At 53.4% G+C, this 15,830-nt stretch carries 16 protein-coding genes; 8 read left to right on the top strand and 8 right to left on the bottom strand.

The features are described 5' to 3' along the window. Positions 1 to 55 precede the first annotated feature (55 nt). Both ACQ0MK_RS13120 and ubiA read right to left on the bottom strand, forming a co-directional pair. Complete coding sequence (locus ACQ0MK_RS13120) at positions 56 to 1,855, bottom strand: cation:proton antiporter (protein ID WP_430472994.1); 1,800 nt, start codon at positions 1,853 to 1,855, stop codon at positions 56 to 58. A gap of 77 nt (positions 1,856 to 1,932) precedes the next feature. After that, positions 1,933 to 2,886 (bottom strand): 4-hydroxybenzoate octaprenyltransferase, encoded by a 954-nt coding sequence (ubiA, locus tag ACQ0MK_RS13115; RefSeq protein ID WP_430472993.1) that lies wholly within the window; start codon positions 2,884 to 2,886, stop codon positions 1,933 to 1,935. A 59-nt stretch (positions 2,887 to 2,945) separates the two neighbouring features. Here ubiA and ACQ0MK_RS13110 point away from each other — a divergent pair, with 59 nt between their 5' ends. After that, positions 2,946 to 3,746, top strand: a complete 801-nt coding sequence (locus ACQ0MK_RS13110) for a 16S rRNA (uracil(1498)-N(3))-methyltransferase (RefSeq protein ID WP_430472992.1) — start codon at positions 2,946 to 2,948, stop codon at positions 3,744 to 3,746. 11 nt (positions 3,747 to 3,757) lie between these two features. Further along, positions 3,758 to 5,128: a glutamate--cysteine ligase gene (locus tag ACQ0MK_RS13105; RefSeq protein WP_430472991.1), complete on the top strand. Its 1,371-nt coding sequence runs from the start codon at positions 3,758 to 3,760 to the stop codon at positions 5,126 to 5,128. 70 nt (positions 5,129 to 5,198) lie between these two features. On the opposite strand, the gene glpD is transcribed toward ACQ0MK_RS13105, so the two are convergent. The 5 genes from glpD to phnD all read right to left on the bottom strand — a co-directional run bounded on the left by glpD (position 5,199) and on the right by phnD (position 10,222). Then, positions 5,199 to 6,719: a glycerol-3-phosphate dehydrogenase gene (glpD, locus tag ACQ0MK_RS13100; protein WP_430472990.1), complete on the bottom strand. Its 1,521-nt coding sequence runs from the start codon at positions 6,717 to 6,719 to the stop codon at positions 5,199 to 5,201. Position 6,720: 1 nt separating this feature from the next. After that, positions 6,721 to 7,545: a phosphonate ABC transporter, permease protein PhnE gene (gene phnE / locus ACQ0MK_RS13095; protein WP_430472989.1), complete on the bottom strand. Its 825-nt coding sequence runs from the start codon at positions 7,543 to 7,545 to the stop codon at positions 6,721 to 6,723. Continuing rightward, positions 7,539 to 8,345 (bottom strand): phosphonate ABC transporter, permease protein PhnE, encoded by an 807-nt coding sequence (phnE, locus tag ACQ0MK_RS13090; RefSeq protein ID WP_430472988.1) that lies wholly within the window; start codon positions 8,343 to 8,345, stop codon positions 7,539 to 7,541. The genes phnE (ACQ0MK_RS13095) and phnE (ACQ0MK_RS13090) overlap by 7 nt, the downstream gene beginning before the upstream one ends. Beyond that, complete coding sequence (gene phnC / locus ACQ0MK_RS13085) at positions 8,342 to 9,139, bottom strand: phosphonate ABC transporter ATP-binding protein (protein ID WP_350042445.1); 798 nt, start codon at positions 9,137 to 9,139, stop codon at positions 8,342 to 8,344. Before phnC ends, phnE (ACQ0MK_RS13090) begins: the two co-directional genes overlap by 4 nt. Before the next feature lie 84 nt (positions 9,140 to 9,223). Further along, positions 9,224 to 10,222, bottom strand: a complete 999-nt coding sequence (gene phnD / locus ACQ0MK_RS13080) for a phosphate/phosphite/phosphonate ABC transporter substrate-binding protein (protein WP_430472987.1) — start codon at positions 10,220 to 10,222, stop codon at positions 9,224 to 9,226. A 211-nt stretch (positions 10,223 to 10,433) separates the two neighbouring features. Here phnD and ACQ0MK_RS13075 point away from each other — a divergent pair, with 211 nt between their 5' ends. Continuing rightward, positions 10,434 to 11,225 carry a DeoR/GlpR family DNA-binding transcription regulator gene (locus ACQ0MK_RS13075; protein WP_430472986.1) on the top strand — a complete coding sequence of 264 codons (792 nt, stop codon included), beginning with the start codon at positions 10,434 to 10,436 and terminating at the stop codon, positions 11,223 to 11,225. 144 nt (positions 11,226 to 11,369) lie between these two features. Continuing rightward, entirely contained in the window at positions 11,370 to 12,761 is a 1,392-nt protein-coding gene (gene fumC / locus ACQ0MK_RS13070) for a class II fumarate hydratase (RefSeq protein WP_430472985.1), read from the top strand. A gap of 65 nt (positions 12,762 to 12,826) precedes the next feature. On the opposite strand, the gene ACQ0MK_RS13065 is transcribed toward fumC, so the two are convergent. Then, a complete protein-coding gene (locus ACQ0MK_RS13065; RefSeq protein WP_430472984.1) occupies positions 12,827 to 13,306 on the bottom strand; it encodes a DUF2867 domain-containing protein in 480 nt (159 codons plus the stop codon). A gap of 62 nt (positions 13,307 to 13,368) precedes the next feature. Between ACQ0MK_RS13065 and ACQ0MK_RS13060 the strand changes: the two genes are divergently transcribed. The 4 genes from ACQ0MK_RS13060 to ACQ0MK_RS13045 all read left to right on the top strand — a co-directional run bounded on the left by ACQ0MK_RS13060 (position 13,369) and on the right by ACQ0MK_RS13045 (position 15,812). Further along, positions 13,369 to 13,863, top strand: a complete 495-nt coding sequence (locus tag ACQ0MK_RS13060; protein ID WP_430472983.1) for a DUF2946 family protein — start codon at positions 13,369 to 13,371, stop codon at positions 13,861 to 13,863. 72 nt (positions 13,864 to 13,935) lie between these two features. After that, a complete protein-coding gene (locus tag ACQ0MK_RS13055; RefSeq protein ID WP_430472982.1) occupies positions 13,936 to 14,457 on the top strand; it encodes a copper chaperone PCu(A)C in 522 nt (173 codons plus the stop codon). A gap of 118 nt (positions 14,458 to 14,575) precedes the next feature. Beyond that, positions 14,576 to 15,082 carry a cupin domain-containing protein gene (locus tag ACQ0MK_RS13050; RefSeq protein WP_430472981.1) on the top strand — a complete coding sequence of 169 codons (507 nt, stop codon included), beginning with the start codon at positions 14,576 to 14,578 and terminating at the stop codon, positions 15,080 to 15,082. 82 nt (positions 15,083 to 15,164) lie between these two features. Continuing rightward, entirely contained in the window at positions 15,165 to 15,812 is a 648-nt protein-coding gene (locus tag ACQ0MK_RS13045) for a LysE family translocator (RefSeq protein ID WP_430472980.1), read from the top strand. Positions 15,813 to 15,830 lie beyond the last annotated feature (18 nt).

Genomic DNA, 15,830 nt, shown 5'->3' with positions numbered 1-15,830 from the left:
GGCAATGATCATGTGCCCGGAGTATCGGCTTTGCAGGTGATGAGCAAGCGGTTCTTTATGATGGGATCTCGGTATCGCCGGTCCCAAGATACAAGATCACATCACGCGGTTTGGCTTTGGGAATGTCGTTTCCGATAAACAACTGATTGCCGCGCACCATTGCCAGAACAGTCGGTGTTTCTGCGTGAAGGGCTATGAAATCATCCCATCCGAAACTGTCCGTCAGGCGGGTTTGGCGAACAGATATTCCGCTGCGATAATTTCGCCGGATATCATCCGTGGTCAGCGGTTCCGAACAAAACGGTAATCCGCCCAGCGTCTGGTTGGCGCTGTGGCGGCTGCGATCTTCTGATGCGCGGTGAATGCCGGTTTGAAAGACCGATCGACGGCCAAATTCAGGGGCGAAATCGCTGCAAACAAGCGTGTTATAGGCATCGTTGTCCGTGGCGGCGATTAACTTGCCAAGTGCACTGGTATCAAGGTGATGTTCAAACACCTCGGACAAGACTTCGCCGTAGAATGTGGACAGACCCGCTTCACGGGCAGGCCGCAGGGCATGCCAACGCGAATCAGTGATCACGACGGGAATATCAAGCTCGTCCAACCGGGTTGCCAGATCGATGGTCCATTGATGTGCGCCGACAATCAAAACACCGGGCGGGCCATTGACTGCCAGCCCAAGATATTGCGCCATCGGGCGAATGGAAAAACCGTGCAGAACCACTGTTGAAAACACCATGGCAAAGGCAAGCGGGATCAAAAGCGCACCATCGGCATAGCCAAGATGCACCAGTTCGGTGCCAAACAGTCCCGATACCGCGACGGCGACAATCCCGCGCGGCGCAATCCAGCCAACCAAAAGTCGTTCACGCCATTCAATTTTTGAAAAGCTAAGCGCACCCATGATCGAAACCGGGCGGACAACAAACAGCATCACGGCAACAAACAGGCCATGACCCCATGTCAATTCTTTGACCATCGACCATTTCAACGTCGCGGTCAGAATGATGAAGACGCTTGAAACCAGAATAACCGTCAGGGTTTCTTTAAACCGGCGGATTTCATCAATCGCCATCAGATGTGCGTTGCCAATGACAAGACCCAGCACCGTGACGGCCAAAAGACCGGTTTCTTCCTGAACAATGTTTGCCCCGGAAAAACAGGTCAGCAAGACGCCCAAAACCAATGGCGCCTTAAGGAATTCTGGAATCCAGCCACGGCGAAATACCTGCACGGTGCAAAAACCGGCAACAAGGCCAATGGCAATGGCGATGAAGACGTTAAAGGCCAGATGCCCAATCGCACCACTCAGCCCGCTACCATGTTCAAGGGCGACGACAATCTCGTAGACCAGAACGGCAAACAACGCACCAATGGGATCATTGACGATGCCTTCCCATTTCAAAAGCGTGGCCGGATGTTTTGACAGTCGCGCATGGCGCAGCAATGGTGCGATCACGGTAGGCCCGGTGACGATCATGATCCCGCCAAACAGGGCCGCGACCGGCCATTCCAACCCGGCCAGATAATGGGCTGCCAAGGCCCCCAAAAGCCAGGCAATAAGCGGGGCTGCCGTGGTCAGGCGTAAAATGCCACTTACACTGTGGCGCAATTCGCGGAAATCAAGCGCAAGCCCGCCTTCAAACAAAATGACGGCGACAGCAACGGCGATCAGGGGTTGAAGCAACGGGCCGAAATCGGCGACCGGATCAAGCAAGCCAGTCCCCGGGCCAAGGATCAACCCAAGGGCGGAAAGCAAGACAATGGCAGGCACACCTGCGCGCCAGGCAAACCATTGGGCTCCAACCCCGGCAAGGATCAGGCCCGCAATCATCAAGGCAAGCGGTGCGGCCATAAACGCGCCCTTATAAATGTCACAAAAACAGACAGATGGTGTGCGGTTTCAAAAACCCAACCCCGCCTTTGCTGTTATCAGGCAATTGCAATTAAATGGGAAATGACAATTGCGGCCAAAACCAATAATCCGTAATCGCGGTTTGATTTGAACCGTTTTAAGCAATTGGCGGCGTCATCAAGTTTGACCGTCGCGACCTGCCAACCCAAATGAATGCCCGCAAGACCAAGCAAGACAAAATACGACCAGTGCAAATCAGCCAACATGCCGGAAATACCAAGCAGCAAGGTGGTCATGGTATAAAACCCCTGGGCCCATTTCGGTGTGGCATCTCCCAGCCGCAAGGCCAGTGATTTTAAACCGATCTTGGCATCGTCATCCTTGTCCTGATGGGCATAGATGGTGTCATAGCCCAGCGTCCAAAAGAAACCAGCGGCATACATGGCAATCGCGGCGGGCTCGACCGTGCCGGTCACCGCAGTCCACCCGACAAGCGCACCCCAGTTAAAGGCCAGGCCAAGACAGGCCTGTGGCCAATAGGTGATCCGCTTCATGAAGGGATAGGTGACGATGATCGGGATCGAACAGATGCCGACAATGATCGCTTCAATCCGGAACTGAACCAGAATGGCCAAACCCAACAGCATCATGAAGCCAAGAAACAGCAATGCCTGCCATACTTTGACCTGACCACTTGGCAGTGGGCGGGTGGTGGTGCGTTCTACCTTGCCGTCAAAGTTACGATCCGCCAGATCATTGATGACACATCCCGCACCACGCATAATGATCGCGCCAAGCCCAAACAACGCCATCATGATCACGATCTGCTTTGCCGTGATATCGGGACTTAGGCCACCGGCCATGGCGGTTGACCACCAGCACGGTAACAGCAAAAGCCATGTTCCGATCGGACGGTCGAGACGCAAAAGTTTCAGATAGGGGCGCACAGAAGGGGGCATGAGCCGATCAATCCAACCGTCTTGCGGCATATCGTTCTTGGTATTCTGTATTGGTTGGTTGACCTGTGTCATAAATGGCCTATCTAACAAAAAACTTTTCACGATGCCGTAAAACGGCTTTGGGGACCTACATGACAGCAGATGCCACCCGTGCCCGTCAGCGCCTTTTCGTCCATAACCCTATCACGCAAGGGGGCGAGATCGAACTTGCTCCTGAACAGTCTCATTACCTTGAACATGTGATGCGGCTCAAGCCCGGAACGCCAGTTAAGATTTTTAACGGGCTGGATGGCGAGTGGCTAGGGACGATCAGCGAACTTCGCAAAAAGAAAGGCCGGATCACCGCCGAGCGACAATTGCGCGAACAGGGCAATGAAGTCGGACCGACTCTTGTTTTTGCACCGATCAAAAAGCAGCGCCTTGATTTTCTGATTGAAAAGGCGGTCGAGCTGGGTGTCGAAAGATTGCAGCCGGTAATTACCCAGCACGGTATCACAGACAAGGTGCGTCTTGATCGTCTGCAGGCACAGGTGATAGAGGCCGCCGAACAATGCGAACGCCTTACTGTGCCTGAAATTTGTGAACCGGTCCGATTGCTGGATTGGGTCGCAAATGTTGCAGAAAATCACCATCTTTTGTTCTGTGACGAAACAGGAAGCGGGTCACCAATTGGTGATGTGCTAAGTCAGCTATTGGCAAAGGGCGCTGGCTCGGCTATCGACAATACCAATGTTGTTAACCATGCAATCGTAATTGGACCCGAAGGCGGCTTTAGCGCCGACGAACTTGAACGTATAAGCAAACAGCCTTTTGCAACGCCTGTAAGTCTTGGCCCACGCATCCTGCGTGCCGAGACGGCGGCAATTGCTGCATTGACTGTGTTTCAGGATCGCATCGGCGATTGGTCTCACCGACCAGTTGCGAGAAATTAGGGGAAGCCCTTATGACTGTCAGCGCCTCCACTGGTGATAGCCCGGTAATTGAAAGCCGGCGCCAGCTTGTCGAATGGTTTGAGTCCGGCTGTAAGCCGAAAAAAGACTGGGCCATCGGCACCGAACACGAAAAATTCGCCTTTACCCGCGATGACCTTCGCCCCATTCCCTATGAAGGTGATCGTGGTGTCAAAGCCCTTCTGAATGCGCTGGTGGCGCGTTTTGACTGGGAGCCGATCATTGAAAACGGCAATATAATTGCCCTGACCAAAGACAAATGTTCTGTATCGCTTGAACCGGGCGGACAGATCGAATTGTCGGGTGCCCCGCTTAAGAACATTCACCAGACCTGTGGTGAAGTGCATACCCACCTTCATGAAATTCGCGAAATTTGCGGTGACCTTGGCGTTGATATGCTTGGCGTTGGTCACAATCCGAAATGGTCGCGCGAAGACATTCCGTGGATGCCCAAGGGTCGCTACAAGATTATGGGCGACTATATGCCCAAAGTCGGGAAGCTTGGTCTGGACATGATGCTGCGGACCTCGACCATTCAGGTCAATCTGGACTTTTCGTCCGAAGCCGACATGGTCAAGAAATTCAGAACGTCCCTGGCCTTGCAGCCGGTTGCGACCGCGTTGTTTGCCGCATCGCCGTTTGTCGATGGCAAACCAAGCGGGTTCTTATCCGCACGATCCAATGTCTGGACTGATACCGATCCGGATCGTTGCGGCATGCTGCCATTCGTTTTCGAAGACGGTTTTGGCTTTGAACGCTATGTCGATTACATGCTTGATGTGCCGATGTATTTTGTCTATCGCGACGGTAAATACATCAATGCTGCGGGCAAGTCGTTCCGTGATTTCATGAATGGCAAACTTGATGCATTGCCCGGTGAACGCCCGACCATGAATGACTGGTCAGATCATATGACCACCGCGTTCCCGGAAGTCCGTCTTAAGACGTTTCTTGAAATGCGCGGGGCCGATGGTGGCCCGTGGCGTCGTATCTGTGCGCTGCCTGCCTTGTGGGTTGGCTTGCTTTATGATGACACAGCCCTTGATGCGGCATGGGATTTGGTCAGTGATCTTAGCCCGGCAGAACGCGAAGCATTGCGCAGCGATGTCCCACGTACCGCCCTTGCGACCAAGTTCAAGAACGGGACGGTTCAGGATCTTGCGAAAGATGTTGTCGCGATATCCAAGCAGGGCCTTAAAAGCCGGGGTCGTATGGACAGCTATGGCGACGATGAAAGCCACTTCCTTGACGGTCTTGAAGACGTCGCAGAAAGCGGGCGTACTTTGGCCGAAGAATTTTTGGACAAATATGAAACCGAATGGAACGGATCGGTTGATCCGTTGTTCAAGGAATATGCCTATTAAAGGCATCTGATCGGCTCATATGATCTGAAAAGAAAAAGGCGGTGAAGTTTTCACCGCCTTTATTTTTGAATTATTGCGCAGCCCGATCAAGCCGGGTTTGGGCGGCAAACCAATTTTGAATGGCTTCGACCTGATCAGGCTGCATCCCAAGACCAAGCTTGGTTCTGCGCCACAGAACATCTTCTGCGGTGCAGGCCCATTCATTGGCCATCAGGTAGTGCAATTCAACTTCATACAGATTTGGGGCAAGCTCTTGACCCAATTGGGACATCGACGTGGCGTCGCCCAAAATCTTGGTCATGGCGGTGCCATAGCAGCGCGCAAGGCGGGCCAATAAGGGTTCTGGAACCCAGTCGTACTTTGCCTGCATATCACCAATGAACCGGTCAAAATCACCATCTGCCATGTCGCCGCCCGGAAGCGTGGCGGTTGCGGTCCAGTCCGGGGCACTGTTGCCCAGAACCGGGGCCAGTTTTTGCATGGCATGTTCGGCAAGCCGGCGATAAGTCGTGATCTTTCCACCATAGATCGACAGGATCGCCGGGGCGGTTTGGCTATCCCCGGTATCAAGATCAAACACGTAATCGCGGGTCACAGCCGATGCATTGGCGTTCTTGTCATCATAAAGCGGCCTGACACCGGCATAATCCCAAACCACATCGTCACGACAAAGCGGTTTGGCCAGATAGCCATTAACCAGTTCAAGCAGATAATCGACTTCCTGATCGCTGATTTTGACCTGTGCCGGATCGCTGCTGTAAGCAATGTCGGTGGTGCCGATCAGGGTGTAATCACGCTGATAGGGGATGGCAAAGGCAATCCGCCCATCGCCATTCTGAAAGATATAGCAATGTTCATGGTCGTGAATGCGCGGAACCACGATGTGGCTGCCCTTGACCAAACGAAGTCCGGCTGCCTTGTTGCCAAGACCGGCATTCTCGACCATTTGGGTGACCCATGGACCGGCGGCATTGACCACGGCACGGGCCTTGACCGATCGTTTTGATCCGTCTTCGTATGAAAGTTCAGCATTCCAGTGATCGTGATGGCGCACCAGTGTTTTGCACTGAGTCCGTGTGCAAATCTCTGCCCCGCGAACTTGTGCATCCTGTGCGTTCAAGACAACCAGTCTTGCATCATCGACCCAGCAATCGGAATAGGAAAAGCCACTGGTGAAATCGGAGTTCAGCGGTGCTCCTTCTGGCGTGCCTGCAAGGGATAGGCTGCGTGATGCGGGAAGGCGTTTACGTTTTGCCAGATGGTCATAAAGAAACAATCCGGCACGCAGCATCCATTTCGGACGTAAGCCGCGATGGTGGGGCAGAACGAACGTAAGCGGCCAGATGATGTGAGGGGCGGCAGCAAGCAGAACTTCGCGTTCCTGAAGGGCTTCACGCACCAGTCGGAACTCGTAATGTTCAAGATATCGAAGGCCGCCATGGATAAGTTTGGTCGAATTGGAAGATGTGGCCGAGGCAAGGTCGCGCTGTTCGACCAAAAGAACAGAAAGTCCGCGACCGGCGGCATCACGGGCAATACCCGCACCATTGATGCCGCCGCCTACGACCAGAAGGTCGTATGTTTTAACCACGTCAGATCACCTTTTTACGCAGGTAAGCTGAAATCGCTTCGCCAATAACCACCAGACCAATGATGGCCAGAAGTATCGTGGCAACCGTCTGCCAGGCAAAGGTATCAATCGCACCCTGAAGGATGATGCCAATACCGCCCGCCCCGACAAGTCCAAGAACCGTACTTTCACGCAGGTTAATATCCCAGCGCAGGATCGATACCGCAAAGAAGGTCGGCATGACCTGCGGAATGATCCCGTAAACAAGGATTTTAAAACGTGATGCGCCGACCGCTTCAAGCGCCTCGATCGGTGCACGGTCGATTTCCTCGATTGCTTCGCCCAGCAATTTGCCAAGGAAACCAAGGGATCGGAAAACAATCGCCAGAATACCGGCAAGAACACCCGGTCCAAACACGGCAACAAACAGCAATGCCCAGATGATGGTATTGACCGAGCGTGATGACACCAGAATGAACCGGCCAAGCCATAGGGTGAAACGGTTCGGCGTTGTATTCTGGGCTGCGATCAGCGCAACCGGAAGCGACAGGAATACGGCAAAGAAGGTCGCAATCGTTGCGATATTGACCGTTTCAAGCAGGGTCCATGCAATGTTTTCCCAGCCTTCAAGCGATGGCGGGAACATACGGCCAAACAGATCGCCCATTTGTTGCGGGGCATCCCACAACCAAGGCCAGATGACATTGATTGTTGATAGTGACCAGACGACAGCAAGTGCGACCAAGGCCATCAGGCCAAAGCGGCGCCAGCGTTCTTTGGTGGTGTAGCGTGACCATTCACGGTGCGCGATGGCGTCCGGTCCGGTAGGTTGGCTTGTAGCTACCATAGGTTCCTCCTGATCCGGCCACTGATGGCCTCGCTGACAAGGATCACACCAATGATGCAAAGGGTAATCGCCAACGCGAAATCATAGTCGTAGCGCCCGAAAGCATTCAGCAAGGTCGATCCGATACCACCCGCGCCAACGATGCCGACAATGGCAGACGCACGAAGGTTGCTATCAAGCTGATAAATCGAAAGGCCGATCTGACGGGGCATGATTTGCGGGATCACGGCATAAAGCATGGTGACAAAGGTTGCCCCACCTGCCGCACGGATGGCTTCGACCTGACCCCAGTCAATTTCTTCGATCCGTTCGGCCAGCATTTTGGCAACAAAACCGATGGAATAGATCGTCAGGGTCAGAATGCCAGCCAGAGGGCCAAAACCAACGGCTTTGACAAACAGGATGGCGACGATAACCGGGTGGAAGGAACGGGCAATAATGATCACGGCCCGGCCAATGGTATAAAGCCATTTGGGTGCGATATTTGATGCCGATGCAAAGGCAATCGGAACGCTTAAAGCCAGACCCAGAAGGGTCGAGACAATGGCGATCTTGATGCTTTCCATAAAGCCGTCAAACAGCAACTCACCGCGCAGGAAACTTGGCGGGAATGCTCCCTTAAAGATACGGATGGCACGTGGCACACCGTCCTGAATACGTTCCCAATCAAATGGCAGGGTGGTTATGGCCCACCATATATAGGCCGCAACAGCAATCAGAAGGCCCCAACGCAACACGGGGTTGGCGATAAAGGGTGGCTTCTTCCACGTGCGGCCCGTTTTTTCAACGGTGCTGCTCATCTTCCGGCGACCTCACGCAGATGGGTGCTGCTTTCGGCACCACCGCGTTCTTCGGCCGGAACACCGGCATAGATTTCATCCATGGCATCGTTGCTCAGATCGACTGGTTCGCCATCGAAAATGATGCGACCAAACCGCATGCCGACGATACGCTGGGTATATTCCTTGGCTTCGTTGACGTTATGGATGTTGATCAGAACCGGCAGCTGCAGCTCGGATGCGAGTGCGCGCAACAGTTCCATGATTTGACGCGATGTTTTCGGATCAAGTGATGCGGTTGGTTCATCGGCCAGCAGAATTTCTGGTTCCTGCATCAGGGCGCGCACAACACCGACGCGCTGGCGTTCACCACCGGAAAGCTCACTGGCGCGTTTGTCCGCATAATGGGCAATGCCGACACGTTCCATCAGATGGAAAGCACGGTCGATGTCTTCTTGTGGGTATTTGCGGCTCACCGCGCGCCATGCCGGAAGGTAACCAAGACGACCGGACTGGACATTTTCCATGACCGTCAGGCGTTCAATCAGGTTAAAGCCCTGAAACACCATGCCGATACGGCGACGGGCCAGACGCAGCGACTTGCCTTCGAGCGTGGTCAGTTCAGTGCCGTTCAATTCGATGGAGCCTGAAGACGGCTCAACCAGTCGGTTGATACAGCGCAACAAGGTGCTTTTACCAGCACCTGACGCGCCAATGATCGAAACGACGCTTTCGCCAGGGACTTCAAGGTTCAGGTTCTTCAACACTGCCTTTTCATCGCCATAGCGTTTTACAAGTTCTTTGATACGCAGCATTGCGATACCCCGGATAAAATGGGAATGCGCAGGGCCTTGAATGATCAAGGCCCTGCGGTATTCAAGTCGAATGGAAAATGCAGATTACTTCAGGTTGTCCGGGGTGTATTTGACACCGTTGGCGGCCTGAATTTCGCGGATAACCGCCCAGTCATTCTGATAGGTGATCGGCACGAATTTCGAGACACCTTTGAACTCTGTGCCAAGGGCAGTGCCCGTCATGTCGAAGGTAAAGAAGGCTTCCTTGATCTTTTCGACCAGTTCGGGCTTCAGATTGTGGGCATAGTTGAACGACGTTGTCGGGAAGCGATTGCTTTCATAAATGATCTTTACATCTTTCGGATCATAAAGGTCACGCTGGGCCATGCGTTCGACAACTTCGGAGGCAACCGGGGCAGCGTCATAGTCACCGGCTACAACGCCAAGGATCGACTGGTCGTGGGATCCGGAATAGACAACTTCATAATCCTGTTCAGGAACAATGCCCTGACCCGGAAGAAGGGCGCGCGGTGCAAGGTTACCCGAATTTGACGTCGGGGAAGTGTGTGCAACGCGTTTGCCTTTCAGATCCGCAACCGTGTTGATGCCGCTGTCGGTGCGGGTATACAGCTGAAGCGTATAGCCAAAGCGTCCGTCATCTGCACCCATCAGGGCAAACGGAACGGCACCGGCAAGGTTAACAGCAAACGGTGTCGGACCGGTCGAGAAACCGGCAACATGCAGACGGCCTGAACGCATGGCTTCGACTTCTGCCGAATTCGACTGAACAGCAAAGAAGTGAACGTCTTTGCCAGTTACTTCTTCAAGATGTTCGAGAAACGGTTTCCAGATATCGGCATAAACAGCCGGGTCTTCGACCGGGGTATATGCAAATACAAGGGTGTCAGGATCAACGAGCTGGTCTGCTGCCGGTGCATCGGCAACCAGATCGCCATCCATGTCACAATAAAGCTGATCCAGATCGCCGCGTGCGATGCAGTCATCTGCTGCTGCCGCCGGGCTGGATGTCATGCCCAACATGCCAATCGCGGCAAGGAGGGTGGTGATCTTTAAACTGTCGGTTTTTTTCGGATGTGAAAACACGGTACTTGAACCTTTTCTTCCCTGTGAGTGCTGGCTTTTCGCCATTTTTAGTGTGGGTTTGTTGTTCTTATTGTTGCTTTAACCAACATTATTGGTTCGCAAAAGTTGGAAAATCAACATAAAACTGTAACAAAAGATTTCAGCGCATATTGATACGATGCCGGTATTGTTGGGAATGCTGCCAATATTCAGGGGGAATTGGATTTGCGGTTTGGAAAAAAAAGAACGTCAACAGCGTATCTTACAGGAATTGCAGGTTCATCCGCATGTGAGAGTTACCACATTGGCCGAACGATTCGATGTGGCAACTGAAACCATCCGGCGTGACTTGGACGCGCTGAGCAGTGAGGGCCTGATCAAACGGGAGTTTGGCGGGGCAGCAGCGCGCCCGATGGGACACCAACCCGATTTGGCGGAACGGCAATCAACTGCTGTTGCCGGGTTTGAACGAATTGGCATGTTGGCTGCCGACATGGTGCGGGCGGGCGATGTTGTGATGATTGATGCCGGATCAACCGTCGCACAGATTGCACCGTTCTTGGCCGCACGGCGCGGAACGTTACCGCGGACATTTCTGACCAACTGTTATGGGGTAGTTCACGGGATGGGCGATCTTCCAGATCATGATGATGTCTTGATGTGTCCGGGGCAGTTTGATCGACGTGAAAATGCGGTTTATGGCAGTGAGACAGTCGAATATCTTCGTCGCTTTCATGCTAACATTGCCTTTATCGGGGCATCTGGTGTTTCGCGACAGGGGTTTAGCGATGTGAACCGTCGGGCGGTGGCGGTCAAACGTGCGATGATGGAACGATCCGATGAAATCTGGCTGATGGTCGATCACACCAAATTTGATCAGCGTTATCTGGAAAATGTTGCACCACTTGAATCCCTGAGCGGGATTGTCACCGACCGTTTGCCTGTACCAGAAATCGCATCACAGCTTGAACGGGCAGGGATTAAACTTCTGGCGTGGCAGGATCCCATCGCCAAGACGGCCTGATATCGGTTCAAACTTTTCCAAACCAATTGCATTTGCCTTCCGGTTGGTTCCGAACCATATTCCTGATCGGCAGTCCGGATCACGACTGTCGCACCGGGTTTCCCGCCCCGGTCAGTCTGAATTCTGACACGGAGGACTTCTATCGTGACCAATCAAGTGACCACCCGTACCGAACACGACACCATGGGCGCAATCGAGGTGCCTGCAGACCGGTATTGGGGGGCGCAAACCCAACGTTCCAGACAAAATTTCCGCATCGGTGGTGAACGTATGCCCGATGCACTGATCAAGGCATTCGGGGTGCAGAAGCTTGCCGCGGCGCGGGCCAATGCGGCACTTGGCAATCTTGATCCGGAATTGGCCAAGGCGATTGAGGCCGCGGCAACCGAGGTTGCCGAAGGCAAATTGCTGGATCATTTCCCGCTGGTTGTCTGGCAGACCGGGTCCGGTACGCAGACCAACATGAATACCAACGAAGTGATCGCCAACCGGGCCTGTGAAATCATGGGTAAGCCGATGGGCATGCGCGATCCGGTTCATCCCAACGATCACGTCAACCGTGGGCAATCCTCCAACGACAGTTTTCCGGCAGCCATGCATATTGCGGCCGTGGTCGAGATTGAAGAAAAGCTGAAACCGGCATTGGCGCATTTGCGTGCAACCCTTGATGCAAAGGTTGCGGCATTTGCCGACATTGTCAAAATCGGCCGTACCCATATGCAGGATGCTGTGCCTTTGACATTGGGCCAGGAATTTTCCGGCTATGCCGCACAAATCGCCTTGGGTTTGGATCGCATTGATGATGCGATGAAGCGCCTTTGCAAGCTGGCGCAGGGCGGCACGGCCCTTGGCACCGGGCTAAACGCGCCAAAGGGCTTTGATGTCGAATTTGCCAAACAGGTGTCTGCCATCACCGGGCTTTCATTCCAAACCGCCGAAAACAAATTCGAAGCACTTGCTGCCCATGATGCCTGTGTTGAAATGTCTGGCGTGATGAATGTTCTGGCGACATCGTTGATGAAAATTGGCAACGATATTCGTTTGCTGGGATCTGGCCCGCGCTGTGGCTTGGGCGAACTGATCCTGCCCGCGAACGAGCCGGGATCATCGATTATGCCGGGCAAAGTAAACCCGACACAGGCTGAGGCCCTTACCATGGTCTGTGCGCAGGTGATGGGTAATCATGTTGCTGTGACGGTGGGCGGGGCGAACGGTCACCTTGATCTGAACGTGTTCAAGCCGGTGATTATTTATAACCTGTTGCAATCGATCCGCCTGATTGCCGATGCATCGGTGAGCTTTGCTGATAATTGTGTTGCCGGTCTTGAAGCCGATCAGGACAAGATTGATTACTATGTCGAACAAAGCCTGATGTTGGTAACCGCCTTGGCACCCCATATCGGCTATGACAATGCCGCGGCCGTTGCCAAAAAGGCGCATAAGGATCGCTCCAGCCTGAAAGAAGCCACCATCGCCCTTGGCTTCCTTGATGGTGACAAATTCGATGAACTGGTCAATGCGCGCGATATGATCTAAGCGCATTCATTCCTGAACCGGAGAAATCCAAGGCCGGGCTGTTTAGTCCGGCCTTTTGCACTGGGCTATGTACGATAGGCCGCGTTTAACATCGCGGGCACAATACGATTATGGAACGGTGTGATCGTCGCAAGATAGGCGCGACCAAACATATTGTGGCGTTTAACCGCCGTGATGGCCTGAATTTTGGTCTGATTGTTTGCGGTTTCTTCGATCTCAATGATCAGGCGGAAATCAATATGCCGGTCATCCAAGCCCAGAGTGATCGAATTCTTGGCCCGTGCAATTACCGGGAAAATTCCGATAACATCGGCATTTTGTGGGTCGGGGACCCCCGATTTTAACCCAAACGGTCGCACGACCATATCGCGAAACTGCATCAATCGCACAACCCATCCGGGGCGCGATTCCATGATCTTGCGTGCGGCGATGTCGGGGGTGATCCCGGTTTGGGGCGAAGTGATCGTAAAACTGTCGACCCAGTCAGCATCCGGCAGGGCGGGGTGGGGCAGTTTCACTGAGCTGGTCGTTGCACCATTATGCATAAGGTAGCTCCAATTTTGACGATCAAGTATCAGAATAGGAAGGTTATTCTAAAGGTGATGCAATGATCAATGTCATTGCAGCGAAGCCTCAAATCGGGCATATCACGCTTATGGACACAACCAAACGCCCATATCGCCGTTTCGGCTTTTCTGTTGCCCGTGTTGTTCAAACATGGGCTATGGCGGTTGTCATCCTGCTTGCCGGTATCACCCAATCGGGCTTTGTCCCGGCCCTGCTAAACGGGCAGTTTGACGGCATTTCCGGTGCCGCCGCGGCCCCGGGCAGCAACGTTATCCTGATCTGTACCGGTACGGGTATTAAGGCCGTATCGCTGAGCGGTGCTGATGACGTTCCCGATACACCCGCCCAATCGGCGGGACATGGTTTCTGTTCGCTGTGTGCGACCCATCATGGGGCGGTAGTCGATATCGATGTGCTGTATGTCGCGCCGGTATCCGTGTCCCATCATGTCGATTATGTCCACGCGGTTGGTGGGGCGTCTGGTCATGACATTCCGCGTATTCGCCATTCGCGCGCCCCGCCACTTTCCGTCTGATTTCAAAACCAACCCAAATCCATAGATGAAATCGGGCATGCCTGCTGGTGGCCCAAAAGACGGACGAAACACATGAAAAAATTGTTGGCTGTAGTTGCGACTTTGGCGTCGCTGTTTGTTGCGGGTCATGCCTTTGCCGCAGATATCGAAATCAAGGATGCCTGGACCAAAGCATCGCTTGGTCAGGTGCGCAATGGTGCGGGTTTCCTAACCGTGATCAATCATGGTGGCGAAGACCGCATTGTGAATGTGCGTAGTGACGTGGCGGAAAAAACCGAACTTCACACCCATATCATGGCCAATAACGTCATGAAGATGCGTCAGGTCGAAGGCGGCATTGATGTCCCGATGCATGGTGAAGTCCAGTTCAAACCGGGCAGCTATCACGTGATGCTGATGGGCCTTAAAAAGCCGCTGGAAGAAGGCGAGATGATCAAAGTCACGCTGGAATTTGAAAAGGCGGGTGATGTTCCGGTCATGATCAAAGTCATGGGCCCACTGGCCAAAGGCCCGGCGGGCATGGATGCGATGGATCATGGCAACATGAACCATGGTGATGAAGACCATGGCAAAATGGATCACAGTGCACACTAGTCTGCCGCGTGGTTGCATGTCTGTTATTGCGAAATTATCCGGGGGGAAGGTTTGCGCCTTTCCCCTTTTTTCGTCATGATGGCGTGATGTTGTCGCCGTTGGTCAAAGGAAGCCTGTCATGTCAGAAAATACCATCACCATTGACGACCTGATCGCAAAGCTTGGCCTGCAGCCCCATCCTGAGGGCGGCTATTACGCCGAGACTTTCCGTTCGTTTGAAACCTGCAATCCGGGCAACCGGTATCTTGGAGTACGCAGTACGGGAACGGCGATCTATTATCTTCTGACACCTGATACCTTTTCGGGCATGCATATCCTGACCAGTGACGAGATTTTCCATCACTATCTTGGTGATGCAGTCGAACAGCTTCAACTGTTTGACGATGGAACGCATAAGCTGGTTGAAATCGGATCAGATCTTTTGGCCGGGCAGATACCGCAAATGGTCGTACCGAAAAATGTCTGGCAGGGGGCGCGCCTTAAACCGGGCGGGAAGTTTGCTTTGCTCGGCTGCACCGTGGCTCCCGGTTTTGACTTTGCCGATTTCTCGATGGGCAAGCGGGCGGCACTTGGTTCGAAATGGCCTGCGGCATCAGACATGATTGCCGCATTGACGCGCGACTGATTTTCAGGCGAAATCATACTGTCACCAATTTGGGTTCGACGCCTAGGCGGCTTTGTCGATCCCGATATACAGGAATAGCCCCATGCAGTTTGATACCTGGCTCTTTTTTGCCGGGGCGGCTTTCGCTTTGACGATGGTGCCCGGTCCCAATAACCTTCTGGCGATGTTTAATGGTGCGCGATACGGCGTGTTGTCTGCGGCTGTTGGCGGCATTGGCCGGATTGTTGCCTTTGCCATTATGATTGCGATTACCGCAACCGGTCTTGGTGTGGTTTTGGCCGCCAGTGAAACGGCGTTTCTGATCATTAAATGGGTTGGTGCGGTTTATCTGGTTTGGCTGGGCATCAAAAGCTGGTTTGCCAAAGTAAATGACGTTGACGCGGCAACCGGGCAAACCGCCCTGATGGTTTATCCCGGCGCCTTTACCCTTGCGCGGACAGAGTTCTTAACAGCGATTGGCAATCCCAAGGCCATTTTGATCTTTACCGCCTTTTTCCCGCAATTCCTTGATCCGGCGGTGGCCTATGGCCCGCAATTTAGCGTGATGGGTGTCACCTTCCTTGCGATGGAAAGCAGTATCTTGCTGATTTATGGATTGTTGGGTGGGCAGGTCAAAGGGCTTATTAAGTCAGCGCGCCATATGCGGATGCTTAACCGTGTTTCTGGAACGCTTTTGGTTGCAGCAGGCGTGTTGCTGGCCTTTACCGACCGGACACGCACCACGGCCTGATTTTCAATCGGTAATATC

The organism is Thalassospira lucentensis, from assembly GCF_050516545.1.
Lineage (GTDB): Bacteria > Pseudomonadota > Alphaproteobacteria > Rhodospirillales > Thalassospiraceae > Thalassospira > Thalassospira lucentensis_C.
The sequence above is the reverse complement of the archived record's forward strand: the minus strand, read 5'-3'. Positions and strand labels throughout refer to the sequence as shown.